Here is a 23,714-nt window from a genome sequence, read left to right as displayed (position 1 = left end):
CACCGAGCCGGCCCGCAAGGCCGAGCTGATCGAGGCGCTCGGCGTGGACGTGCTCTGCGTGGTGCCGTTCACCCCGGAGTTCTCCCGGGTGCCGGCCGAGCAGTTCGTGCACGACGTCCTGGTCGAGCACCTGCACGCGGCGTTGGTGGTGGTCGGTGGCAACTTCCGCTTCGGGCACCGGGCAGCCGGCGACGTGGCGTTGCTGGAACGGCTGGGTCAGACGTTCGGCTTCGGCGTGGAGGGCGCCCCGCTGGTCGCCGAGGCCGGCACCGTCTTCTCCTCCACGTACATCCGGTCCTGCGTCGACGCGGGCGACGTGGGCGCGGCGGCCGCCGCGCTCGGCCGCCCACACCGGGTGGAGGGCGTCGTGGTCCGCGGCGACCAGCGGGGTCGGGAGTTGGGCTTCCCCACCGCCAACCTGCTCTGCCACCGGTACGCGGCGGTGCCCGCCGACGGCGTGTATGCGGCCCGGCTGATCCGCCGCGGCCAGCACGAGCCGCTGCTGGCGGCGGTGTCCGTGGGCACCAACCCGACCTTCTCCGGCCGGGAACGGCGGGTGGAGGCGTACGCGCTGGACTTCTCCGGCGACCTGTACGGCGAGCGGCTGGCCCTGGACTTCGTGGCGCACCTGCGTGGTCAGATCCGGTACGACTCGATCGAGCCGTTGATCGCCCAGATGAATCAGGACGTCGAACGCACCCGGCGCGTACTGGCCTGACCGTCGTGGGGTGACTGGCCGCCACCGAGGCCCTTCGCCGGGTGTTACCGGCGAGTGCTGGTAGTCTTGCCGGGACGTCGGGTGACCGGCGTGGGGCCTCGCGTGCCTGCTCGACGCCGCGGGTGCGAGGTACCGGTCCGTTCCCGGTCCACCGGGACGACGGACACCCACTTGATCAACCCATCGAAACAGGGAGAACATGGCGCTCGATCAGGAAGCCAAGGCCAGCATCCGCGCGGAGTACGCGACCGCCGAGGGCGACACCGGTTCGCCGGAGGTCCAGGTCGCGGTCCTCACCAAGCGGATCGCCGAGCTGACCGAGCACCTGAAGGTGCACAAGCACGACCACCACAGCCGCCGTGGGCTGCTGCTGCTGGTCGGCCGGCGCCGTCGGTTGCTCAACTACGTCCAGAAGAAGGACATTGCCCGCTACCGGTCGCTCATCGAGCGGCTCGGTCTGCGCCGGTGACGTGACGGGGGAGCGGCCGGACGGCCGCTCCCCCGTACCGCGTCCCACCTGAAGAAACACGGGCCGCGCGACCACCCGAGAGGGAGCCGGTCAGCGTACCGGTCTCCGGTAGTGGCCCCCGGGAACCCCGGCATCATGCCGGCCACCCGGGCGCTTCGATCGAAGACCGGCCGGCTGAGCAGCTCCCCGATGTCGTGGGCCCACGACGCGAAGGAGCACGACAGCACATGACCGAGACCAAACTCGGCACCGAATCCCGCACCGCCGTGATCGACAACGGGTCCTTCGGCACCCGCGAGATCACCTTCTCCACCGGCCGGCTGGCTCGCCAGGCCGCCGGTTCCGTCATCGCCCAGCTGGGCGAGACGGTGGTTCTCTCCGCCACGACCGCCGGTAAGCACCCGAAGGAGCAGTTCGACTTCTTCCCGCTGACCGTCGACGTCGAGGAGCGGATGTACGCCGCGGGCCGCATCCCCGGCTCGTTCTTCCGCCGTGAGGGTCGGCCCAGCGAGGACGCGATCCTCACCTGCCGGCTGATCGACCGGCCGCTGCGCCCGTCCTTCGTCAAGGGCCTGCGCAACGAGGTCCAGGTCGTCGAGACCATCCTCGCGCTCGACCCGCAGCACCCGTACGACGTCGTGGCGATCAACGCCGCCTCGATGTCGACCAAGCTCTCCGGCCTGCCGTTCTCCGGCCCGATCGGGGCGACCCGCGTCGCCCACATCGACGGCCAGTGGGTTGCCTTCCCGACCCTGGAGGAGCTGGCTCGCGCCACCTTCGACATGGTCGTGGCCGGCCGCACGCTCGAGGACGGCGACGTCGCGATCATGATGGTCGAGGCCGAGGCCACCCCGAACGCCGTCGCCCTCATCTCGGCCGGTGCCACCGCCCCGACCGAGGAGGTCGTCGCCAGCGGCCTGGAGGCCGCCAAGCCGGCGATCCGTGAGCTGTGCCGCGTGCAGAGCGAGCTGGCCGAGGTCGCCGCCAAGCCGGTCACCGAGTTCCCGGTCTTCCTGGACTACCAGGACGACGTGTACGACGCCGTCTCCGACCTGGCTCGCGCCGACGTGGCCGAGGCGATCACCATCGCCGGCAAGGCCGACCGCGAGGAGGCCCTGGACCGGGTCAAGGCCCGGGTCGCCGAGGAGTTGGGCGCTCGGTTCGAGGGTCGGGAGAAGGAGCTCAGCGCCGCCTTCCGGTCGCTGACCAAGTCCGAGGTGCGCAACCGCGTGCTGCGCGAGCAGGTCCGCATGGACGGGCGCGGCCCGCGCGACATCCGGGCGCTGACCGCCGAGGTCGGCGTGCTGCCCCGGGTGCACGGTTCGGCGCTGTTCGAGCGGGGCGAGACCCAGATCCTGGGCGTCACCACGCTGAACATGCTCCGCATGGAGCAGATGGTGGACACGCTGTCCCCCGAGAACCGCAAGCGCTACATGCACAACTACAACTTCCCGCCGTACTCGACCGGTGAGACCGGCCGGGTCGGCTCGCCGAAGCGTCGCGAGATCGGGCACGGCGCACTCGCCGAGCGTGCGCTGATCCCGGTGCTGCCGTCGCGCGAGGAGTTCCCGTACGCCATCCGGCAGGTGTCGGAGGCGCTCGGCTCCAACGGCTCCACCTCGATGGGTTCGGTCTGCGCGTCGACGCTGGGCCTGCTCTCCGCGGGTGTCCCGCTGAAGGCGCCGGTCGCCGGCATCGCGATGGGGCTCATCTCCGACGAGGTGGACGGCAAGACCCAGTACGTGACGCTGACCGACATCCTCGGTGCCGAGGACGCGTTCGGTGACATGGACTTCAAGGTCGCCGGCACCCCGGAGTTCGTCACCGCGCTGCAGCTCGACACCAAGCTCAACGGCATCCCGTCGGACGTGCTGGCCGCCGCGTTGCAGCAGGCGAACGAGGCCCGGCAGGTCATCCTCGGCGTGATGAAGGCGGCGATCGAGGCTCCGGCCGAGATGTCGGACTACGCGCCGCGGGTCACCACCGTCAAGATCCCGGTGGACAAGATCGGCATGGTGATCGGCCCGAAGGGGCAGACCATCAACGCGATCCAGGACGAGACCGGCGCCGAGATCTCCATCGAGGACGACGGCACGATCTACGTCGGCGCCACCAACGGCCCGTCGGCCCAGGCGGCCGTCGACCGGATCAACGGCATCGCCAACCCGACGCTGCCGAAGCAGGGTGAGCGGTTCCTCGGCACTGTGGTCAAGACCGCCGCGTTCGGCGCGTTCATCTCGCTCCTGCCGGGCCGTGACGGTCTGCTGCACATCTCCAAGGTGGGCGACGGCAAGCGGGTCGAGCGCGTCGAGGACTTCCTCAACGTCGGTGACCGGGTCGAGGTCGAGATCGCGGACATCGACGCCCGCGGCAAGATCTACCTCGACAAGGTCCGTCCGGAGGGCACCGAGGCTCCGGCCGCCGGTGAGGCCGCCGCTGGCGACCGGCCGGCTGGCCGTGACCGTGGCGACCGGGCTCCGCGTGACCGCGGTGACCGTGAGCGTGGCGGCGACCGTGGCGGGCGTGGCCCGGAGCGCGGCGGCGAGGGCGGCAACGGCGGCGGCGAGGGTGGCGAGGGCGGCGAGCGTCCGCGCCGCCGGACCCGGCACAGCTGACCGTCGTACAACGCATCACCAACCCCTCGTCGAACCGGGAGCAAGACGTGAGTCGGGCCATCAGCGCGCCGTTTCCACCGGATCGACGGGGGGTGGCCCCGTCTCGGGACACCGGGGCGGGCCGCTCCGGCGGCACCGCCCGCGCGGTGACCCGGACGCTCAGCGACGACCCGCTGGGCGGCACGGTACGACGTACCGTGCTGCCCAGCGGCCTGCGCGTCCTCACCGAGGCGATTCCGGCGATGCGCAGCGTCTCGTTCGGCATCTGGGTGGCGGTCGGCTCGCGCGACGAGACCGGCCCGCAGGCAGGTGCCGCGCACTTCCTCGAGCACCTGCTCTTCAAGGGCACCCACAAGCGCACCGCACTGGAGATCTCCTCGCAGATCGAGGCGGTCGGTGGTGAGACGAACGCCTTCACCACGAAGGAATACACCTGCTACTACGCCCGCGTGCTGGACGAGGACCTGCCGCTGGCGATCGACGTGATGTGCGACCTGGTCGCCGACTCGCTGCTGGAGCCGGCCGACGTCGAGACGGAGCGTGGCGTGATTCTGGAGGAGATCGCCATGCACGACGACGAGCCGGGTGACGAGGTGCACGACCTCTTCGTCCAGGCCGTCTACGGCGATCACCCGCTGGGCCGGCTGATCTCGGGCACCGCGGAGACCGTCACTCCGATGACCCGCCGGCAGATCCAGAGCTTCTACCGGGGTCGCTACACCGCGCCGCAGATCGTCATCGCCGCCGCCGGCAACCTCGACCACGCCGCGGTGGTCAAGCTGGTCCGTCAGGCCGTGCGCGGCACCCCGCTGGACAGCGACCCGGCCAGCCCGGCGCCGCACCGCGCGGCGACCCCGGCGGTACGCACCAAGGCGGCGACCACACTGGTCGAGCCGAAGGAGACCGAGCAGGCACACGTCATCCTCGGCTGCCCCGGCATCGACCGGCTCGACGATCGGCGGTTCGCCCTCGGGGTGCTCAACAACGTGTTGGGCGGAGGCATGTCCAGCCGCCTGTTCCAGGAGATCCGCGAGCAGCGCGGCCTCGCGTACTCGGTCTACTCCTACGCCAGCCAGTACGCCGACAGCGGCCTCTTCGCCGTCTACGCCGGCTGTGCCCCGGGCAAGGTGGACGAGGTGCTGGCCCTGACCCGCGCCGAGCTGGCCCGGGTGGCCGCCGACGGGTTGACCGAGGCCGAGGTGGCCCGGGGCAAGGGGATGAGCAAGGGTTCCTTCGTCCTCGGCCTGGAGGACACCGGTTCCCGGATGAGCCGGCTGGCCAAGGGTGAGCTGCTCTACGGCGACCTGATGCCGGTCGACGAGTTGCTCCGCCGGGTCGACGAGGTCACCGTGGACGACGTGAACGTGCTCGCCGCCGAGCTGCTCAGCCGCCCGATGTCGCTGGCCGTGGTGGGCCCGTTCGGCGCCGGCGACTTCGCGGTCTGACCCGCTCGACGGGCCGCCGCCCGTGTCGACTCATCGACGTCGTTGCTCGCCTTCGATAGGCTGCGACGCGTAGAGACGAGCTGCGGGGGCTGGCGTGGACGTACGAATCGTGGTGTCTGGCGAGGACCACCTGGCCGCACTTGAGTCACTTCAGGAGTGGCTCGTCGACAACGGCGAACTCCGCGGCCGGGTCACCGGGCACGAGTCTCCGCCGCCGCCCGGCGCCCTGGGCCCGGTGCTCGACTCGCTCCTGTTGGCGCTGGCCCCGGGCAGTGTGGCGACGGCCCTGGCCACCACGCTGATCTCCTGGATCCGGCACCGCAGTGGCGCCGTACGTATCGAGATCGAACTGCCTGACGGTCGGCGGGTGAAGCTCGAAGCGGACCGGGTCCGCGAGCTGACCGATGCCCAGGTGCGCGCCCACGTGGTCGATCTGGTCGCCGTGCTGACGTCCGACGCGGATGTCCCGGTGCCTTCCGACTCCGCCACGGTCCCGGTGGGCACCGACGCGGTCGCGCCCCCGCCCACCCGGGCCGGCGGCGCCGGGCCGCCCGTGACGCATGGGTGATCTCACCGGCCGGGGCGTACAGGTCCTGGTGATCGGCACCGAAACCCACCACGGGGACGGGCTGCCCTCGGTGCCGGTGGTGGGTCGTACCTTCACCGCGTTGGTTGAGCGCCTGCGCACACGGTGCGGGGTGCCGGCAGGGCAACTGCGTGCGGTGCACGACCCACCGGACGCGGTCACCATCGCCCGGGAAGTCACCACGGCCGCGCAGCAGGCCACCACCATCCTGCTGATCTACTTCGTCGGCCACGGTCTGCGGGGGCCCGGCGGCGAGCTGTACCTGGCGGCCAGCGGCACCGACCGACTCACCCCCGGTCTCGCCGCGCACCAGGCGTACCCGGTCTCGGACCTGCGCGAGGCACTGACGGCGTGCCAGGCGCCGTCCGTGGTCGTCGTGCTGGACTGTTGCTTCTCCGGGCGGGCCCACCTGGATCCGCCAGTCGCCGATCCGCTCGCCGGGCTTCCCCCGGTGCACGGTGTCTACCTCCTGAGTTCCGCCGAGCAACTCGCGTCGGCCGACCCGGAGCGCGAGCACACCGCCTTCACTGGGGAGCTGATCGGGTTCCTCGACCAGGGCGACCCGTCCGCCGGACCGCAGCTGACCCTTGACGACGCGTACCACCATCTCTTCGACGTACTGCGGGCGCGGGGCGAACCGCTGCCCCGGCGTCAGGAGGCCGGGCACTCCGGTCGGCTCGTCCTCGCCGACAATCCGGCGTACCGCCCGGTCACCGACTCCGATGGCGTTCCCGTCGCACAGTCCAGCGGGCCGAGTCCCTACCGGAGCCTGGATTCGTTCCGGGAGAGCGACGCGGACGTGTTCTTCGGGCGGGAGTCGGCGACTGCCGCGCTGGTCGACGCGGCGGCGCGGCGGCTGGCCGACCCGGGCACGCTGCTGGTGCTCGGGCCGTCGGGCAGCGGCAAGACGTCACTCCTGCACGCGGGTCTGCTGGCCCGCGTACGGCGGGACGGGCTGGCCACCGACGACGGTGAGTCGCCGGTGTGGCCGGTGATCCTTCCGGTCCTGACACCGGGTGCCCGGCCGCTCGCGGCGCTTGCCCGAGCCCTCGGTGACGATCACCCGGATGCGGGTGGCTCGTTGGCGCAGCGGCCGGCGGCCGCCGTCGAACTGATCGAGGCCACGGCGCAGCGACGGACGGTGCTGCTCCTCGTCGACCAACTGGAGGAGTTGTTCACCCTCGACGTCGGCGACGAGGCCCGGGCGGCCTTCGCCGGCTGCCTCGCGGCGCTGGCCGCGCCACGCCCCGGCGGCACCCCCCACGCCGTCGTGGTGGCCGTCCTGCGGGCCGACTTCTACGGTGTGGCCAGCGAGGATCCGGCTTTCGCCGGGCTGCTGGCCGGTGCGCGGGTGGTGGTCGGGCCGTTGACGGGTACCGAGCTGCGCCGGGCGATCGACGGCCCGGCCGCCCAGACCGGTCTGGAGGTCGGCGACGGCCTGGCCGAGCTGGTGCTGCACGAGCTGGGCGCCGGTCGGCCCCGGGGCCCGGAGCCGGGCGCGCTGCCGTTGCTGTCCCACGTGCTCTGGGAAACGTGGCGGCGGCGCACCGGCAACCGGTTGAGTGTCGCCGGCTACCGGGACAGCGGTGGGCTCAACGGGGCGATTGCCAAGACCGCGGAGGACACGTACGACGGATTTGACGCGCCGCAACAGGCTGCCGCCCGCACGCTGCTGTTGCGTCTGACCCGGGTGGGGGAGGGCGGCACGGACACGGCCCGGCCGGTGCCGCGTACCGACCTGCTGCACGGGCTGGGCGCCGCCGGCTCGCTGGTGCTGGAGCGGCTCGCCGCTCGCCGGTTGGTCGGCATCGACCCGGATGGCGTGGTCCGGGTCAGCCACGAGACGCTTTTGCACGCCTGGCCCCGACTGCGGTCCTGGGTCAACGAGGACCGGGCCCGGTTGGTGGCCCGGCAGCAGCTCTCCGACGCCGCCCAGGTGTGGCAGACCGGCGGACGTGACCCGGGAGACCTCCTGTCCGGGGCGCGGCTGACGGTCACCCGGAGATTCCTTCCCGAGGACGAGGCCAACCGGTTGAGTCCGGTGGAGCGGTCCTTTCTGGCCCGAAGCCTGCGCCTGCGGCGGTTGCGGCGCGCCGCGGTCGGGGTGATCGCCGTCCTGGTGCTGCTCCTGGGCTCGGGGGCGCTGGTGGCGGTGCAGCAGCGAGCCCGGGCGGAGCGGCTGGACGCGCAGATCGCCTCCCGCCGACTCGCTGCCCAGGCGAACGCGATGCGGTCGAGCAGGCCGGAGACGGCGCTCGCCCTGAGCCTGACCGCGTACCGCACCGCTGTCACGCCGGAGGCCCGGCAGGCGTTGTACGCCTCCTACGCCGAGCCTCGTCCGGAGCTGCTGACCGGCCACGAGAAGCACGTCTTCAACCTGGCCTACACGCCGGACGGTCGTACGCTGGTCAGCTCGTCCCACGACTGGAGCATCCGGCTGTGGGACGTCGCGGATCCCCGGCATCCCGCCCCGAAGGGCGTCATCCAGCGTTCGGGCAGCACAGCCATCGGGCTGACCCCCGATGGCCGGCTGGTGGTCGGCGGTTCACCAGAGAGACTGAGCCTGTGGGACATCACCGATCCGGCCCGACCGGTCGAGGTGGCCAGCGTGCCCACCCCGCGGTCTCCCACCTACTCGGTGGCTGTCGCGCCGGACGGCCACACGGTGGCTACCGGCGGCGACAACGGAACGCTCCGACTCTGGGACATTCGGGATCCGACCCGACCGACGGTGATCGGCAGCCGCACGATTGGTGCGTCCGGGCTCCGCGGGGTGGCGTTCAGCCCGGATGGCCGTACCCTGGCCGTCGCCCACCTGATCGCCGACGACAGGGAGCGGGGCAGCACGGTGTCCCTGTGGGACGTCCGTGATCCTCGACGGCTCTCGCAGTTGGTCGAGTTGCCGGTGCTGACGGCCGACGCGGTCGCCTTCAGCCCGGTGGGCACTGTGCTGGCCGCCGGTGGCGCCCAGGGAGTGGTCAACGCGTGGGACGTGACCGATCCCCGCCATCCCCGTTCGCTTGAGAACCAGACGCTCGGCAACCCTGCGCACGACGGCTCGATCTTCTCGCTCTCCTTCCGGTCCGACGGCACAGTGTTCGCCACCGCCAGCACCACCGGCGAGGTGAACCTGTGGCGGATCGATCGCGGCAGCGCCAGCGGCTCCGTCAACAGGTGGGCGACCCTGCCGGGTGTCGATCCCAGCGGGTCGGTGGCCTTTCGAGCGGATGGGCGCGGCCTCGCCAACGGCACCGACGGTGGCGCGATCCGGGTCTGGTCACCCACCGCGCCGGTGCTCACCGGCGACCTCAACCCGGTGGGGGCTCCGGTGCCGGGCAGAGCATTCGGGTTCGCGGGTCGATACGTGCTCACCAACGTCGAGCCTGACGGGCCGGCGGGGGCACGACTCTGGGACGTCGGGGTCCGGCCACCAGCACTGACCGGCCAACTGCCCAAGGGTTGGAACGCGGCCCTGTTCCTGCCCGACGACCGGACGGTGATCAGCCGAAACGCGGACGGCAGCGGCTTCCGACTCTGGGACGTCACCGACCCGCACCGACCGATACCCGCCGCCGACCTGCCCCGGCCAACCCTCACCACCGGCGAGTTCACGCTGGTTGCCAGCCCGGACGGCCACCACCTCGCCGCGGGTGACAGCCACGGCCGGACGATCCGGTTGCTGGATGTCCGCGACCCGCGGGCACCGGCCGAGGCCGCCCGCTTCGACAACACCGAGGTCGCCCAGCACCTGTGGTTCCTCGACGATGGTGTGCTGGCGGTGTGGGGCGCCAAGGACATCCAGCTGTGGGACGTGCGCGACAGGTCCCATCCGGTGCCGGCGGGTGTGCTGAACGACGCCGCCGGTGCGGGCGGTCTGCTTTACGAACGTCGCAGGAGGGTGGCGTTCGTCGACGACCGCGACACGAACAACCAGGCGGTCAGCCGGCTGTGGGACCTGGGCGACCCCTACCACCCCGACCGCCGGGACGGCACCATCCCTCTGGACGATGCCGACGCCGGCCTCATGGTCACCGACCCGAACACGGTGGTCGTCGACACGGAGACCGGCACCGTGCAGACATGGGACATCACCGACCTCGACCACCCGGTCGTCGGGCCGGCCCTCGCCAGCGATGTCGGTCTGCGCGAACTGGACATCAGCCCGGACCGGAAGACTCTCGTCGGCACCTCCACCTCCAGCTACACCGGTAGCGACTTCGAAGTCTGGCGACGCGAGGACCCGGATGGCCTGTTCAGCCGGTTCGCCGTGGTGCCCGGCGACTTCGCGGAGTTCACCCCGGACGGTCGGTCGGTGCTGGGACAACTGCCGGACGCGGGGCCGCACAGCGTCTTCACCCGGGACGGTGGGGTCGCCCTGTGGGACCTGGACCCGGACAGGGTCCAACGGGAGCTGTGCGAGTCGCCACCCAACACGCTGTCCGCCGTCGAGTGGCGGCGGTATTTTCCCGGCCTGTCGTGGCGGTCCCCGTGCCCCTGATCGGGCCCCTCCTCGTCGTGCCCGGGACGGGTGACCGTCGGGTGCCCGACGAGCCGGCCCGGGGATGGGACACGCCCTGATTGGGATAGGTTGTGCCCGTGACTGACGAGCAGGAGAAGACCCCGGCCCAGCAGCTGCGGGTCGGCGTGCTGGGTGCCCGCGGCCGGATGGGCATCGAGGTCTGCAAGGCGGTCGACGCCGCCGACGATCTCGAACTGGCAGCGGCGATCGACCAGGGCGACAGCCGCTCCGCGGTCTCCGGTGCGGAGGTGGTCGTCGACTTCACCACGCCGGACGTCGTCATGGACAACCTCCAGTGGTGCATCGAGCAGGGCATCAGCGCGGTGGTCGGCACGACGGGCTTCACCGAGCAGCGGCTGGAGCAGGTGCGCGGCTGGCTGGCCGACAAGCCCGAGGTGGGCGTGGTCATCGCCCCCAACTTCGGCATCGGCGCGGTGCTGATGATGCAGTTCGCCGCACGCGCCGCCCGACACTTCGAGTCCGTCGAGATCATCGAGCAGCACCATCCGCGCAAGCTGGACGCCCCGAGCGGCACCGCCACCCACACCGCCCGGCAGATCGCCCGGGCCCGGGCCGAGGCCGGCCTCGGCCCGGTGCCGGACGCCACCAAGGACGAGGTGCCGGGTGCGCGCGGCGCCGAGATCGACGGGGTACGCGTGCACGCGGTGCGCGCCACCGGCCTGGTCGCCCACCAGGAGGTGCTCTTCGGCGGCACCGGCGAGACGCTGACCATCCGGCACGACTCGTACGACCGGGTGTCGTTCATGCCGGGTGTGCTGCTGGCCGTCCGCGCGGTGCGCAACCGGCCCGGCCTCACCGTCGGCCTGGACGCCCTGCTCGACTGACGGTCCGTTCCTCCGCCACGCGGCCGAAATGCTGGTCGTCAGCAGCAGATCTTGGACATTTTCCGTTCAGCGCTAACGGAAACTATCCAGGGTCGGGGCCCCCAGCTCGGGTAGCATCCGGCGGATGATCAATGGGGGGCACCCGGACCGGGCCGGGCGGCGAGTCACGCTGCGGCCGGTCGACGACGACAACTGGCGGGCGGTCGCCGACGTCGCCCCGCGCGACGACCAGCGCCGGTTCGTGGCCGCGCTGGGCGCGCGTTACCTGCTGCTCAGCATGCGCTCCGAGGTGTGGAACTCGCTCGCGGTGTACGCCGACGAGACCGTCGTCGGCCACGTCATGTGGGGCGTGGACGACGACGGTTCGCACTGGATCGGCGGGATGCTGATCGACGCCGCCGAGCAGGGCCAGGGTGTCGGTCGGGCCACGGTGCAGACGCTGGCCTCCTGGCTGGCGGCCCGCGACGGCAACCCCCCGGTCCGCCTGTCGTACCACGGCGACAACATCCCAGCCGCAACCCTCTACGAGTCAGTGGGCTTCCACCCCACCGGCGCCATGGACGACGAAGAGGTGATCGCCGAACTCCGCACCCCCGTCGATCATGAAGTTATTGCCCCGACACGCCGTGCCGAGTGACAACAACTTCATGATCAACGCCGGGGGTGGGGTGGCGTTGGGCGGGCAGGGTTGGGGTTAGGGAGGTGGGGAGGTTGTGGACGGTGGCTTCGCCGGTGCGGTTGACCGTTACGTTCACCTGGGTGTTTGCCACTTGCAGCCCGTTGACCGTTACGGCGCCGAGTTCTGCTCCCGCGAGGGGGGCCAGTCGGACCGTGCCGCCCGGTACGTCCGGGTAGAGCCCGGTGGCGGCCTGGAGCAGCAGCACCGCACCCGCGGCGGCCCACGCCTGCGGTCGGCACGCGGCCGGGTACGGCACCGGCCGGCTCACCAGCGCCCGGTCGTCGCCGCCGTACAGCTCCGGCATTCGATAGTCGAACGCCTCGGCCGCGCTGAGCAGCCCGTCGGCCAGGCCGAGCGCCGCCTCCCGGTGCCCGGCGCGGGCCAGCCCGCCGAGCACGATGGCGGTGTCGTGGGTCCAGATCGAGCCACAGTGGTACGACAGCGGGCTGAAGCCGGCGTCGTCGCTGGACATGGTGCGTAGCCCGAACCCGGCGGCCATCGTGTCGGTGGTGAGCAGGTGCGCGACCTGGGCCTCCTCGTCACGGTCGAGCAGGCCGGTGCCGAGCAGGTGGCCGATGTTGCTGGTCAGCGAGTCGACCGGGCGCTTGTCGCGGTCGAGGGCCAGGGCGGGTTGCGGGCCGTGGCGACCGTCGACCCAGAAGCTCTTGCGGAACCGCTCGACAAGCCCGGCGGCGTGCTCGCGCCAACGGTCGGCATCCGGTAGGCCGAAGGCGTCCAGCAGGGCTGCGCCGTTCACCGCGGCCTCGTGCGCGTACCCCTGCACCTCGGCCAGCACGATCGGCGCGGTGGCCAGGGACCCGTCGTGGAAGCGGACGGCGTCGCCGGAGTCCTTCCAGCCCTGGTTGGACAGGCCGTGCCCGGTGGTGTCGACGTACTCGACCAGGCCGTCACCGTCCGGGTCGGCGTGCTCGCCGAGCCAGCGCAGCGCCGCCTCCAGGTGCGGCAGCAGGGGCTCGATCTGCTCGGCGGGCATCCCCCAACGCCAGGCGTCGTGCAGCAGGTTGACCCAGAGCATTGTGGCGTCGACGGTGCCGTAGTACGCAGGTGGAAGGCGCAGACCGTCGTCGGGCAGGGCGAACTCGTGGCGGCGCAGCTCGTGCAGGATCTTGCCCGGTGCCTCGCCGGTCGCCGGGTCGACGCGGGTGCCCTGCCGACGGGCCAGTACGCGCAGGGTGCCGGCGGCCAGGTCGGTGCCGAGGGGCAGCATCATCCGGGCGGCCCAGAGGCTGTCCCGGCCGAACAGGGTGAGGAACCAGGGCACCCCGGCACCGAGGAACACGTCCCCGGGTGCGCCGGTCTCGGCCAGGCGCAGGCCGCGCAGGTCGTCCAGGCTGCGGTCGAGCAGTCGGACGAGGCGCCGGTCGTCGGCTGTCACCTCGGGTCGGGACCACTCGGGTTCGCCGGCCGGGCCGACGACGACGGCGCGTGGGTCGTCGACGGTCATCTGCCAGCGCAGCACGGTTTCGCCGCCGGGGGGCAGGTCGACAGGCCAGGCCAGTCGGGGAGTGGTGGCCCGCTCACCGTCGGCGAGCACGTCGGCGCCCGGCGCGGTGACGGTGACGGTGATCCCGGTGCCGGACCACGTGAGCGTGCCCGGCTTTCCGGTCGTGGCCGCCAGCGCGTCGGTGGCGCTGCCGGACTTGACGACCTCGATGGGTGCCAGGTCGCAGCCGAGGTCGACGGTGACGGTGGCCCGTACGCCGACAGTGGCGGTGGAGGTGATCCGCAGTTCCTCGGTGAGGCCGTTGTGGGTGGCCCGCCGAAGTCGGTCGACGCGGACGGTGGGGTCGGGCGTGGGGTCACCGAGCCACCGGGCCAGGCTCACGAAGTGTGCGCCGTGCGGGCCGTCGTCGCCGCGGGTCAGCCCCTCGAGCTCCCGTTCGTCGACCCGCAGCTCGGCGCGGGAGAGCACCCGGGCGTCGGCGTGGAAGACGCCCTGGACGCCGGTGGGGCGGATCTGCCCGGTCGCGTCCCCCAGCGCGCTGGTCGGGGCGAAGACCACCCCGACCAACTCGTGCAGGAGGGGTTGCAGCTGGCGTTCGATCACGGTGTGGCTCCAGATCCTCGGGGTGCGGGGCGGCCATCTTGACAACGCGCCCCTGGCGGTGCAAAGTGCGAAACATTCCAGAAACTTGAACGATCCAATCCTGCCTTATCCAAATTGGATCGTTCAAGATGGCGAGAGGGATTAAGTGGCCGAAAAGGTGACCATCGCGACGGTGGCCCGGCACGCCCGAGTCAGCCGGCAGACGGTGTCCAACGTGCTCAACGCCCCGCACATCGTGCGGCAGGAGACCCGTCAGCGGGTCGAGGACGCGATCAACGCGCTCGGCTACCGGGCCAACCAGGCCGCCCGGCAGATGCGCACCGGCCGGTCCCGCCTCATCGCCGCCCGGATCGACCCGACCCGCGACGGCATCAACGGCTCCGTGCTCGACCGCTTCCTGCACGGCCTAACCGAGACCGCCGACGCCGCCGGCTACCGGGTGCTGCTCTACACCGCCACCGACGACGACCGGGAGATCGCCACCTACGGCGACCTGCTCGGCACCTACGAGTTGGACGCGTTCGTGCTGGTGGGCACCAAGTACGGCGACCCGCGTACCGAATGGCTCGCCGACCGGGACGTACCGTTCGTGACCTTCGGTCGCCCGTGGGACGCGCTCGACGCGCACCCCTGGGTGGACGTGGACGGCGCCGCCGGCACCGCCCAGGCCACGCGGCGCCTGCTGGACGCCGGCCACCGGCGAATCGCCTTCATCGGCTGGCCGGTCGGCTCCGGCGTCGGCGACGACCGGCGAGCCGGCTGGCGCGACGCGCTGCACGCGGCCGGCGTCGACCCGACCGGGCTGCACCGGGAGACCGAGGACGGCATCGCCGAAGGCGAACGCCTGATGCGTGACCTGCTGGTCGCCGTGGCGCCGAGCGCCGTGGTCTGCGCCAGCGACTCGCTCGCCCTCGGCGCCCTCCAGGCGATCCGCGGCGTCGACCCGCCCGTGTCGGTGATCGGCTTCGACGACACGCCGGTGGCCGCCGCGGTCGGGCTGACCAGCGTCAGCCAACCGCTCGGCGAAGCCGCCGCCCGCTGCGTGGACCTGCTCACCGGGGTCCTCGACGGCGACCACGAGACCCCCACCCCCGTGCTGCTCCAGCCCTCGTTGGCGCTGCGGCACACCGCGTAGTCCCACCCCCCACCAGGAGAAACCATGGCACCCCGAACAATCACCCGGGCAGCGGTGGCCGGCCTCGCCGCCGTCGCCCTGCTCGGCTCCGCCGCCTGCGGCAGCGGCTTCGACGACTCCTCCGGCGACACCGCCCAGTCCAGCGGACCGGCCAGCCTGCAGATCCTGATCGGCTCGTCCGGTGAGGCCGAGACCAAGGCGGTGCAGGACGCCGCCGCGAAGTGGGCCGGCAGCTCCGGCAACACCGCGACCGTGACCCCGGCGCAGGACCTGACCCAGCAGCTCGGTCAGGCCCTCGCCGGCGGCACCCCGCCGGACGTCTTCTACGTGGACGCGGCCCAGTTCGCCAACTACGCCAGCGTTGGCGCCCTGGAGCCGTACGGCGACAAGATCAGCAACTCGGGCGACTTCTACGAGAGCCTGCGCACCGCCTTCACGTACGACGGCAAGCTCTACTGCGCCCCCAAGGACTTCTCCACCCTGGCCCTGCAGATCAACACCGACCTGTGGGCCAAAGCCGGACTGACCGACGCCGACGTGCCGACGACCTGGGAGCAGCTCACCGCCGTTGCCCAGAAGATCAAGGCCAAGGGGCAGGTACCGCTGGCCCTCGGCGACACCCGGGACCGGATCGGCGCCTTCATGGTGCAGAACGGCGGCTGGCTGGTGAGCAAGGACGGCAAGCAGCCCACCGCCGACACCCCGGAGAACCTCGCCGCCCTCCAGTACGTCAAGACCATGCTCAGCACCGGCCTGGCCAAGTACCCGAAGCAGCTCGACGCCGGCTGGTCCGGCGAGGCGTTCGGCAAGGGCAAGGCCGTGATGACCATCGAGGGCAACTGGATCAAGGGTGCTCTGCAGAACGACTTCCCGAACGTGAAGTACAAGGTCGTGGCGCTGCCGGCCGGCCCCAAGGGACAGGGCACGCTCTCCTTCACCCAGTGCTGGGGCATCGCCGCGAAGAGCAAGTACAAGGACCAGGCGATCAAGTTCGTCGAGGCGATGACCAGCGGCGAGCAGCAGATGACCTTCGCGAAGGCGTTCGGTGTGATGCCGTCCCGCCAGTCGGCGCGCGACCAGTACACCGCCGCCTTCCCGGCGGACAAGGTGTTCATCGACGGTGCCGCGTACGCCCAGGGCCCGGTGAACGCCCCGAAGATGGACAGCGTCCTCAAGGACCTCGACACCGGTCTGCAGGGGCTGGCCAACGGCGACCCGAAGACCGTGCTGCAGAACTTCGACAAGAACGCCAAGGCGGCGCTCGGCGGCAGCTGAGGTGCTGGCGGGGGCCCCGGTGAGCACCGGGGCCCCCGCCGCACGTCGGCCGGAGAGAGCAAGGGAGGGAGGGAAGATGGCAACCGAGACACTGACCGCCGTGGCGACCGCGGGCGGCCCCCACCGACGCCGGGGCGGCATCCGCAGCAACGAGAACATCGCCGGCTGGCTCTTCGTCGCGCCGGTGATCGTCATCCTGGGTCTGTTCCTGCTGCTGCCCATCCTGATGGCGCTCTGGGTCAGCCTGACCGACTGGAACGGCCAGGGCAGCCCGTTCACCGGCGACGTCCCGTTCGTCGGCGCGCACAACTACACCCAGTTGTTCACCGAGGACGGGCTGGCCCGCCGCGACTTCATGACCAGCATCCGCAACAACATCTACTACGTGGCGATCGTGGTACCGGCGCAGACAGTGCTCGCGCTCGGGCTGGCGTTGGTCGTCAACAACCGGATGCTCAAAGGCAAGAGCTTCTTCCGCAGTGCCTTCTACTTCCCCTCGGTGACCAGCTCGGTCGCGATCAGCGTGGTGTTCCTGTTCCTCTTCGCCAACTCCGGCGCGGTGAACGCGCTGCTCGGCTTCGTCGGGATCGACGGCCCGGAGTGGTTCGCCGATTCCCGGGGCGTGCTGCACCTCCTGTTCGGCGCGGTCGGCGTCGACTCGCCACCGGCGGCCCTGGCCGACGGCGGCCCGTTCGGGCTGACCTGGTGGGACTGGTTGGCCGGCCCGAGCGTGGCGATGATCTCGATCATCACGTTGGTCGTCTGGACCACCTCCGGCACCTTCATGCTGATGTTCCTGGCCGGGCTGCAGAACGTGCCGGTCACCCTGGACGAGGCGAGCACCCTCGACGGCGCGTCCCGGTGGCAGCGGTTCCGACACGTCACCCTGCCGATGATCAGGCCCACCACCTTCCTGGTGCTCACCCTCGGGATGATCGGCTCCTGGCAGGTCTTCGACCAGGTGTACGTGATGAGCCAGGGCGACCCGGCCAAGACCACGCTCACCCCCGCGTACCTGTCGTACCGGACCGCCTTCCGGGACTTCGACTACGGCTCCGGCGCGGCGATCTCCTTCGTGCTGTTCCTGATCATCATCGTGCTCACGCTGATCCAGCGCCGGGCGCTGGCCGAGCGGGACACCGACCGGCCGCGCCGCGGCTGGTGGCGTCGGCGCGTACCGGAAAGGTCCTGAGATGGCCGTGCTCACCGACCGCCCGGCGGCGGTGCCCGCGCGGCGTCAGCACCGCGCGGCCCGCACCCTGGCCACCCGCTTTCTGGGGTACGCCACGCTTGTCTTCTTCGGGCTGGTGTTCCTCTACCCGTTCGTCATCCAGATCGGCAACGCGCTCAAGACCGAACCCGACGCGGCGGCGAACCCGCTGTCGCCGTTCCCGGACCCGCTCACGCTGGCCGGTTTCGAACGGATCTTCGCCGGCACCAACTTTCCGCTGTGGCTGGGCAACTCGCTGCTGGTGACGGTGCTTGTCACCATCGGCCGGGTCTTCTTCGACTCGCTCGCCGGGTACGCGCTGGCCCGGCTGCGGTTCCGGGGCCGCGGTGGGCTGTTCGCCGCCGTCATCGCGGTGATGGCGGTGCCCGGGGTGGTGCTGCTGATCCCGAAGTTCCTGGTGCTCAACCAGCTCGGGCTCTACAACAGCTACGCCGGTCTGGTGGTGCCGCTGCTGGCCGACGCGGCGGGCGTGTTCATCATGAAGCAGTTCTTCGAGTCGATCCCCGTAAGTGTCGAGGAGGCCGCCCGGATCGACGGGGCGAGCATCTTCCGTACCTTCTGGTCGGTGGTGCTGCCGATGGCGAAACCGGCGCTGATCACCCTCACCATCCTGTCGTTCCAGAACTCCTGGAACGAGTTCCCGCACAGCCTGGTGTCGGTGCAGGACCCGGACCTGTTCACCCTGCCGCGCGGGTTGGCCGACCTGGTCAGCGGCTCGCTCGGCAAGGGCACCCAGTACCCGCTCAAGCTCGGCGCCGCGCTGCTGGCCACCATCCCGGTGGCGATCATCTTCGTGGTGTTCCAGCGGTACTTCGTCCGCGACGCCAACGACGGCTCGGACAAGGGCTGACCCGGTTCGGTGTGGCGGCCTCGACCCGGGGCCGCCACACCGGTCACTCGACCTTCTCGGCCGGAACGCCCACGTGCAGGCGTACCTGCGGCACCAGCATGTCGTCGACGTCCAGCGCGCGGGCCGCGCCGTCGAGCTCCCACCCGGTGCTGGTGAGGAACGTGCGGGTCGCCTCGTCACCGTCGAAAGCCCAGGCCACCGCCCGGCTCATGCCGTCCTCCCGCCACAGGTCGACGGCGGCGGCGAGCAGCCGACTGCCGTGCCCACGCCGACCCCAGCGCGGCTCCACCAACAGGTCGGTCACCGCCGCCACGTCCGGGCCGAGCGCGTCGGCCGGCTCACCCGGGGCCAGCGCCTCGCCGTCGGCCGGGCCGGAGGCGGCGAACCCCACCAGATACGATTGCTCGGCCTGTTCGACGGCGACCAGCACGCGGTGCGCGCCCGAGGGCGGCTTCAGCACCGCGGCGCTCCACCGCCGGGCGAGGAACGCCTCGTCCAGGTTGTCGAGCACATGCCGAGGGAGGATCCGGCGGTACGCGACCCGCCAGGTCGCGAGCTGGATGCGTGCGATCTCGCCGGCGTCCTCGGGACGCGCCGGGCGGACGTACCCGAGAGCCATGGGACGGAAGCCTACGCAGGGCGAGGGAGACGACGGTGGCGCAGGGTGCCAACAGGACAACCGCGCAGGTCGTCGGGGTGGTGGTGCTCGCCGCGGCGGTCACCGGGTTCCTCGCCGTCGCGGCCGTCCGGCACGGGTTCTTCGACCTGAAGGTCTACTACGGCGCGTTGACGTGGTGGGTGCACGACGGCGGGGAGATCTACGACTACCTCAAGCCGGGCACCCAGTACGGCTTCACCTATCCGCCGTTCGCAGCGCTGGTCATGCTGCCGATGGCGTACCTGCCGTGGTCGGCCGCGATCGTGGTCAGCGTGCTCGCCAGCGTGGCCACCACCACGGTGCTGATCTGGTGGCTGGTCGACCCGATCGCCCGGCGCGCCGGCTGGACCCGGTGGTTCGCCCTCGCCGTGGCGCTCTGCCTGGCCGCCGCGTTCGAGCCGATGCGGGAGACGGTCAACTTCGGTCAGGTCAACACGTTGCTGCTCTTCCTGGTGGCGGTGGACCTGCTGCGGCTGCTCCCGGCCGGCAACAGGTGGACCGGCGTCGGCATCGGCCTCGCCACGGCGATCAAACTGACCCCGGGCGTGTTCATCGTCTACCTGCTGGTGACCGGTCGGTGGCGGGCGGCGCTCACCGCCAGCGGCACAGCCGCCGGGGTGTCGTTGCTGGCCGCCGCGCTCTTCCCGGACGCGTCCCGAGAATTCTGGACCGAGGCGTTGTGGAACACCGGCCGAGTGGGCGAGCTGGCCTTCGTCTCCAACCAGTCGCTGCGCGGGGTTGTCGCCAGGCTCGACCCGGAGCACCCGAGCACACTGCTGTGGCTGCTGCTCGTACTCGGCACCCTGGCGCTCTGGGCCTGGCGCTCCCGGGCCGCCGTAGCGGCCGGCGACGAGGCGACCGGTCTGGCGCTGACCGGCGCGGTGATGTGCCTGGTCAGCCCGGTCACCTGGGTGCACCACCTGGTCTGGCTGCTGCCCGGGTTGATCCTGCTGGTCGACAACGCGATGGCCGCGCCGGCCGGCCGCCGACGGCGCGTCCTGCTGGTCGCCGCGACCATTGGGTACGCGCTGCTGATCAGCCGGGCCGTCTGGCTCTGGGAGAAGGACTTCACAGGCGTCGACGGCTTCCTGGGCAGCAACGCCTACGTGTGGGCCAGCCTGGCGTTGCTGGCCTTCCTGCCGATCCGCCGATGGCTGACAGCGGAAGGCTCAGCTGTCGAGGCGTCCGACGTACCGCAGCTCGACCAGCCCGACCGGCGGGCCCCCACCGGCCAGCGGCACCTGGTAGGTCGACCGCTCCCCGTCCGGTGACAGACCGGCGCGCTCGCAGAACCGCCGGGCCCGCCGGTTGTCCGCCAGCACCCACGCCCGGTACCCGGCCCAGCCCCGCTCGGTGAGCCCGCTGCGGGCGGCGTCCAGCAGCGCTGCGGCGGTCCCGTCACCCCAGTGGGCCGGCTCCACGTAGAGCGCCACCACCTCGCCGACCGTCGGGTCCAGGTCGTCCCGGTCCTGGTTGCGGCGGTACGGCCCGAAGGTGGTGAAGCCCACGACCAGCCCGTCCACCTCGCCGAGCAGTGTGGTGAACGGGTGCTCCGGATCGGCGGTGCCGACGTCGCGACGACGCTGCGCCCAGGCCACCACGTTGAGCCGCCCGAGCACCTCGTCCGGCATGAAGCCGGCATAGCCCGCCTGCCAGCCGTGCACGTGCACCCGGGCGACCGCCTCGGCGTCGTCCGGCTCCTCCCGACGGATGGTCAGCATTGCACCGTTCTATGCCCCGTTGGTCGTCACGTCCAGCTTCCCGCACCGGCGTCGTACCGATGAATTAAGGTCGCCGACGATGACCGCACCGGAATCACTCTCGCTCGCCCAGGCCCGCCGCGTGGCGCTCGCCGCCCAGGGCTTCGCCGACCCGACGCCGACGGGTGTGCCCACCCGCCGGCACCTCCGTCGGGTGTTGGGCCGGGTCGGGTTGATCCAGATGGACTCGGTCAACGTGCTGCAACGCGCGCACTACCTGCCGCTCTACAGCCGACTCGGGCCCTACCCGACCACCCTGCTCGACCAGGCCGCCTACCGACGCCCGCGCGAGCTGTTCGAATACTGGGGCCACGAGGCGTCGCTGGTCCCGGTCGAGCTGCACCCGATGCTGCGCTGGCGGATGGCCCGCGCGCACAGCGAATCCTGGGGCGGCATGCGGCGGATCGCCCAGGAGCAGCCGGAGCTGGTCGCCTGGGTCCGGGACGAGGTGGCCGCCCGGGGTCCGCTGACCGCCGCCGAGATCGAGCACGACGCGCCCCGGGAGACCGGTAACTGGGGGTGGAACTGGTCGGCGGTCAAACGGGCGTTGGAGTTCCTGTTCTGGGCCGGGGAGGTGGCCGCCGCCGAGCGCAGCACCTCCTTCGCCCGCCGCTACGACCTGCCCGAACGGGTGCTGCCCGCCTCAGTGCTGGCCGCGCCCACCCCGACCGACGCCGAGGCGTACCGCACGCTGGTGGCCCTCGCCGCACGGTCGCTCGGGGTGGCCGCGGAGCCGGAACTGCGCGACTACTTCCGGTTGCCGCTGGCCGGCGCCCGGCAGGCCGTCGCGGAGCTGGCCGAGGCCGGTGAGCTGGTGCCGGTCACCGTGGCCGGCTGGCGCCAGCCGGCCTGGCTGCACACGTCCGCCCGGCTGCCCCGCTGGGTGCGGGGCAACACCCTGGTCAGCCCCTTCGATCCGCTGATCTGGGAACGGGCCCGCACCGAGCGGCTGTTCGGCTTCAACTACCGGATCGAGATCTACGTCCCGGCGCCGCAGCGGGTCTACGGCTACTACGTGTTGCCGTTCCTGCAGGGTGACCGGTTCACCGCCCGGGTGGATCTGAAGGCGGATCGCAAGGCCGGGGTGCTGCTGGTGCCGGCCGCCTGGCTCGAACCCGGCGCCGACCCGGGGGAGACCGCTGTGGCGCTCGCCGCCGAGCTCTACCGGCTCGCCGGCTGGCTCGGCCTGGACGCGGTGGCGCCGCCGGCGGCCGGCGACCTGGCCGGTCCGCTCACCGCCGCGTTGGCCGGCGTGTCCGGTGTACCGTGAGCGCGTGACGAGCGCTCCCGGACCGGTCGATCAGCCGCAGCCCGCCCCTGGGGCGGTCCACACGGCGCCTGTGGGCGGCGTTCCCGGTGGGGCTGGTCCCGGCGGTCTCGGTCCCGATGGGCCGGGCCCTGGCGGTCTCGGTCCCGGCGGCTCGGGGCCGGAGGGTTGGCCGACCACCCCGCCGCAGGGCTACGCGACGCCGGAGCCGGACCGGCTCACCCGGTTCGTGCTGCGGCTCTATGAACGTTCCCCGCGCTGGGCAGTGCCACTGGCCGCGCTCGGCTGCGTCGCCGTCGGCATGAGCTACGCGCTGCTCAGCAACCCGACCCACGCCGACCCGGACGCCGCGCCAACCTGTCTGCTCAAGTTGACCACCGGGCTGGACTGCCCGGGCTGTGGTGGCACCCGCGCACTCTGGTACGTGCTGCACGGCGACCTGCCAGCCGCCGCCCGGCACCACTTCGTCTTCATCTTCGCGCTGCCGTTCCTCGCGTACCTCTTCGTGGCCTGGGCGGGAAGCCAGGCGTTCGGTTGGCGACTGCCCGAGCTGCGGATCAGCTCGAAGGTCATCGGCGGTTTCCTGGCCGCGTGGCTGGCCTTCTCGGTGCTACGCAACCTGCCCTGGGCACCGTTCACCTCGCTCTACGTCTGACCGCGTCGTCGCCTGACGTGCCGGTGCTCGGTCGTCTGACGCGCTGGTGCCCGGTCGCCTGACGTGCCGGCGCCCGATGCGGCGGTGCCCGGTCGTCTGACGCGCGCTGGTGTCCGATGCGCCGGCACGCAGGTGCGGGCTCGGCCGGCATGCGCTGTTCGGGCGTCCTTTGGAGCTGATTCGTTTACGACATCAAGAGCCTCCTCCGCTGTCCGCCGCCGGTGAGTCGCCCTGCGGGCCCTGCGCGGGGTTGTTCGGGTGGCGCTTGGTTCGTCGGATGGTGCTCGGTTCGTCGGATGGTGCTTGGTTCGTCGGATGGTGCTCGGTTCGTCGGATGGTGCTCGGTTCGTCGGATGGTGCTCGGTTCGTCGGGTGGCGTTCGGGTTGTTCGGGTGGCGCTCGCGTCGTCGGGTCGTGCTCGGGTCGTCGGGTCACGTTCGGGTTTTTTGGCTCGCGCTACAGCGCGCCGAGGGCTTGCCGTGGCTGCTGAAGTCCTCCGACGCCCGCCATCCCATGATCGACTCGGCATTCAGGAAACCGGGCCTTCCACCCGATCCGGATACCCCGACTTTCAGGAACCCGAGTTGATCATCCGGTGTGCAGTCGGACACTCGCGCACGCGGCGCACGGCGGCCAACGCATCTCGCCCCAAGCCCGTACTCGATCCTGGATGTAGTGGTGTCGGGCGCGGTGGATGCCACTACATCCATGATGTTGCGCGATCTTGCGGGCGAAAGCCGCTGCTGGGTCGCTTGGGCCGCTGGGGTGGCGCTGCCTCGGGCCGTTCGGGTCGCTTGGGCCGCTGGGGTGGCGCTTCCTCGGGCCGTTCGGGCCGTCGGGTCGCGCTTGGGCCGCTGGGGTGGCGCTGCCTCGGGCCGTTCGGGTCGCTTGGGCCGCTGGGGTGGCGCTTCCTCGGGCCGTTCGGGCCGTCGGGTCGCG

General features: G+C 71.6%; 18 protein-coding genes. 15 read left to right on the top strand and 3 right to left on the bottom strand.

The window, feature by feature from the left end:
• From ABZU74_RS09830 to ABZU74_RS09795, 8 genes are all read left to right on the top strand, one after another.
• Window positions 1-718 (top strand): bifunctional riboflavin kinase/FAD synthetase (locus ABZU74_RS09830; protein ID WP_355420487.1); only part of this gene is annotated, 718 nt, incomplete at its 5' end.
• 199 nt (window positions 719-917) lie between these two features.
• A complete protein-coding gene (rpsO, locus tag ABZU74_RS09825; protein ID WP_030337594.1) occupies window positions 918-1,187 on the top strand; it encodes a 30S ribosomal protein S15 in 270 nt (89 codons plus the stop codon).
• Window positions 1,188-1,414: 227 nt separating this feature from the next.
• A complete protein-coding gene (locus ABZU74_RS09820) occupies window positions 1,415-3,802 on the top strand; it encodes a polyribonucleotide nucleotidyltransferase (protein ID WP_355420484.1) in 2,388 nt (795 codons plus the stop codon).
• Between the two features lie 47 nt (window positions 3,803-3,849).
• Entirely contained in the window at window positions 3,850-5,247 is a 1,398-nt protein-coding gene (locus tag ABZU74_RS09815) for a pitrilysin family protein (protein ID WP_355420481.1), read from the top strand.
• Between the two features lie 94 nt (window positions 5,248-5,341).
• A complete protein-coding gene (locus tag ABZU74_RS09810) occupies window positions 5,342-5,815 on the top strand; it encodes a hypothetical protein (protein ID WP_355420478.1) in 474 nt (157 codons plus the stop codon).
• Window positions 5,808-10,331, top strand: coding sequence for an AAA family ATPase (locus tag ABZU74_RS09805; RefSeq protein WP_355420475.1), 4,524 nt, complete (start codon window positions 5,808-5,810; stop codon window positions 10,329-10,331). Before ABZU74_RS09810 ends, ABZU74_RS09805 begins: the two co-directional genes overlap by 8 nt.
• Before the next feature lie 98 nt (window positions 10,332-10,429).
• Window positions 10,430-11,197, top strand: a complete 768-nt coding sequence (gene dapB, locus ABZU74_RS09800; protein WP_355420472.1) for a 4-hydroxy-tetrahydrodipicolinate reductase — start codon at window positions 10,430-10,432, stop codon at window positions 11,195-11,197.
• A gap of 124 nt (window positions 11,198-11,321) precedes the next feature.
• Window positions 11,322-11,834, top strand: a complete 513-nt coding sequence (locus ABZU74_RS09795; RefSeq protein WP_355420470.1) for a GNAT family N-acetyltransferase — start codon at window positions 11,322-11,324, stop codon at window positions 11,832-11,834.
• Here the strand turns inward: ABZU74_RS09795 and ABZU74_RS09790 are convergent.
• Window positions 11,806-13,944 (bottom strand): glycogen debranching N-terminal domain-containing protein, encoded by a 2,139-nt coding sequence (locus ABZU74_RS09790; protein ID WP_355420467.1) that lies wholly within the window; start codon window positions 13,942-13,944, stop codon window positions 11,806-11,808. The two genes, ABZU74_RS09795 and ABZU74_RS09790, sit on opposite strands and share 29 nt — an antisense overlap.
• A 145-nt stretch (window positions 13,945-14,089) precedes the next feature.
• Between ABZU74_RS09790 and ABZU74_RS09785 the strand changes: the two genes are divergently transcribed.
• The 4 genes from ABZU74_RS09785 to ABZU74_RS09770 all read left to right on the top strand — a co-directional run bounded on the left by ABZU74_RS09785 (window position 14,090) and on the right by ABZU74_RS09770 (window position 18,435).
• Complete coding sequence (locus ABZU74_RS09785) at window positions 14,090-15,079, top strand: LacI family DNA-binding transcriptional regulator (RefSeq protein WP_355420464.1); 990 nt, start codon at window positions 14,090-14,092, stop codon at window positions 15,077-15,079.
• A 24-nt stretch (window positions 15,080-15,103) separates the two neighbouring features.
• Window positions 15,104-16,354 (top strand): extracellular solute-binding protein, encoded by a 1,251-nt coding sequence (locus tag ABZU74_RS09780; protein ID WP_355420461.1) that lies wholly within the window; start codon window positions 15,104-15,106, stop codon window positions 16,352-16,354.
• A gap of 76 nt (window positions 16,355-16,430) precedes the next feature.
• Window positions 16,431-17,546, top strand: coding sequence for a sugar ABC transporter permease (locus tag ABZU74_RS09775; RefSeq protein ID WP_355420459.1), 1,116 nt, complete (start codon window positions 16,431-16,433; stop codon window positions 17,544-17,546).
• A 1-nt stretch (window position 17,547) separates the two neighbouring features.
• On the top strand, window positions 17,548-18,435 hold the full coding sequence (locus ABZU74_RS09770; protein ID WP_355420456.1) for a carbohydrate ABC transporter permease: 888 nt from the start codon (window positions 17,548-17,550) through the stop codon (window positions 18,433-18,435).
• A gap of 43 nt (window positions 18,436-18,478) precedes the next feature.
• Here the strand turns inward: ABZU74_RS09770 and ABZU74_RS09765 are convergent, their stop codons facing one another.
• Window positions 18,479-19,054 carry a GNAT family N-acetyltransferase gene (locus ABZU74_RS09765; RefSeq protein ID WP_355420453.1) on the bottom strand — a complete coding sequence of 192 codons (576 nt, stop codon included), beginning with the start codon at window positions 19,052-19,054 and terminating at the stop codon, window positions 18,479-18,481.
• A gap of 35 nt (window positions 19,055-19,089) precedes the next feature.
• Here ABZU74_RS09765 and ABZU74_RS09760 point away from each other — a divergent pair, with 35 nt between their 5' ends.
• On the top strand, window positions 19,090-20,364 hold the full coding sequence (locus ABZU74_RS09760) for a glycosyltransferase 87 family protein (RefSeq protein WP_355420450.1): 1,275 nt from the start codon (window positions 19,090-19,092) through the stop codon (window positions 20,362-20,364).
• Here ABZU74_RS09760 and ABZU74_RS09755 read toward each other — a convergent pair.
• On the bottom strand, window positions 20,263-20,814 hold the full coding sequence (locus ABZU74_RS09755) for a GNAT family N-acetyltransferase (RefSeq protein ID WP_355420447.1): 552 nt from the start codon (window positions 20,812-20,814) through the stop codon (window positions 20,263-20,265). The genes ABZU74_RS09760 and ABZU74_RS09755 overlap by 102 nt on opposite strands.
• 79 nt (window positions 20,815-20,893) lie before the next feature.
• Between ABZU74_RS09755 and ABZU74_RS09750 the strand changes: the two genes are divergently transcribed.
• Entirely contained in the window at window positions 20,894-22,123 is a 1,230-nt protein-coding gene (locus ABZU74_RS09750; protein ID WP_355420444.1) for a crosslink repair DNA glycosylase YcaQ family protein, read from the top strand.
• Between the two features lie 4 nt (window positions 22,124-22,127).
• Window positions 22,128-22,775, top strand: a complete 648-nt coding sequence (locus ABZU74_RS09745) for a DUF2752 domain-containing protein (protein WP_355420441.1) — start codon at window positions 22,128-22,130, stop codon at window positions 22,773-22,775.
• The last annotated feature ends 939 nt before the right edge of the window (window positions 22,776-23,714 follow it).

Source organism: Micromonospora sp. NPDC005171, from assembly GCF_040608575.1.
Lineage (GTDB): Bacteria > Actinomycetota > Actinomycetes > Mycobacteriales > Micromonosporaceae > Micromonospora.
Note: the sequence above shows the minus strand (reverse complement) of the source record. Positions and strands in the feature narration are given on the sequence as shown.

What these genes read in the sequence shown, in the direction of transcription:
- rpsO (WP_030337594.1), top strand. Translation starts at nt 918, where the DNA reads ATGGCGCTCGATCAGGAAGCCAAGGCCAGCATCCGCGCGGAGTACGCG.
- ABZU74_RS09820 (WP_355420484.1), top strand. Translation starts at nt 1,415, where the DNA reads ATGACCGAGACCAAACTCGGCACCGAATCCCGCACCGCCGTGATCGAC.
- ABZU74_RS09805 (WP_355420475.1), top strand. Translation starts at nt 5,808, where the DNA reads ATGGGTGATCTCACCGGCCGGGGCGTACAGGTCCTGGTGATCGGCACC.
- ABZU74_RS09795 (WP_355420470.1), top strand. Translation starts at nt 11,322, where the DNA reads ATGATCAATGGGGGGCACCCGGACCGGGCCGGGCGGCGAGTCACGCTG.
- ABZU74_RS09780 (WP_355420461.1), top strand. Translation starts at nt 15,104, where the DNA reads ATGGCACCCCGAACAATCACCCGGGCAGCGGTGGCCGGCCTCGCCGCC.
- ABZU74_RS09775 (WP_355420459.1), top strand. Translation starts at nt 16,431, where the DNA reads ATGGCAACCGAGACACTGACCGCCGTGGCGACCGCGGGCGGCCCCCAC.
- ABZU74_RS09770 (WP_355420456.1), top strand. Translation starts at nt 17,548, where the DNA reads ATGGCCGTGCTCACCGACCGCCCGGCGGCGGTGCCCGCGCGGCGTCAG.
- ABZU74_RS09765 (WP_355420453.1), bottom strand. Translation starts at nt 19,054, where the DNA reads ATGGCTCTCGGGTACGTCCGCCCGGCGCGTCCCGAGGACGCCGGCGAG.
- ABZU74_RS09755 (WP_355420447.1), bottom strand. Translation starts at nt 20,814, where the DNA reads ATGCTGACCATCCGTCGGGAGGAGCCGGACGACGCCGAGGCGGTCGCC.
- ABZU74_RS09750 (WP_355420444.1), top strand. Translation starts at nt 20,894, where the DNA reads ATGACCGCACCGGAATCACTCTCGCTCGCCCAGGCCCGCCGCGTGGCG.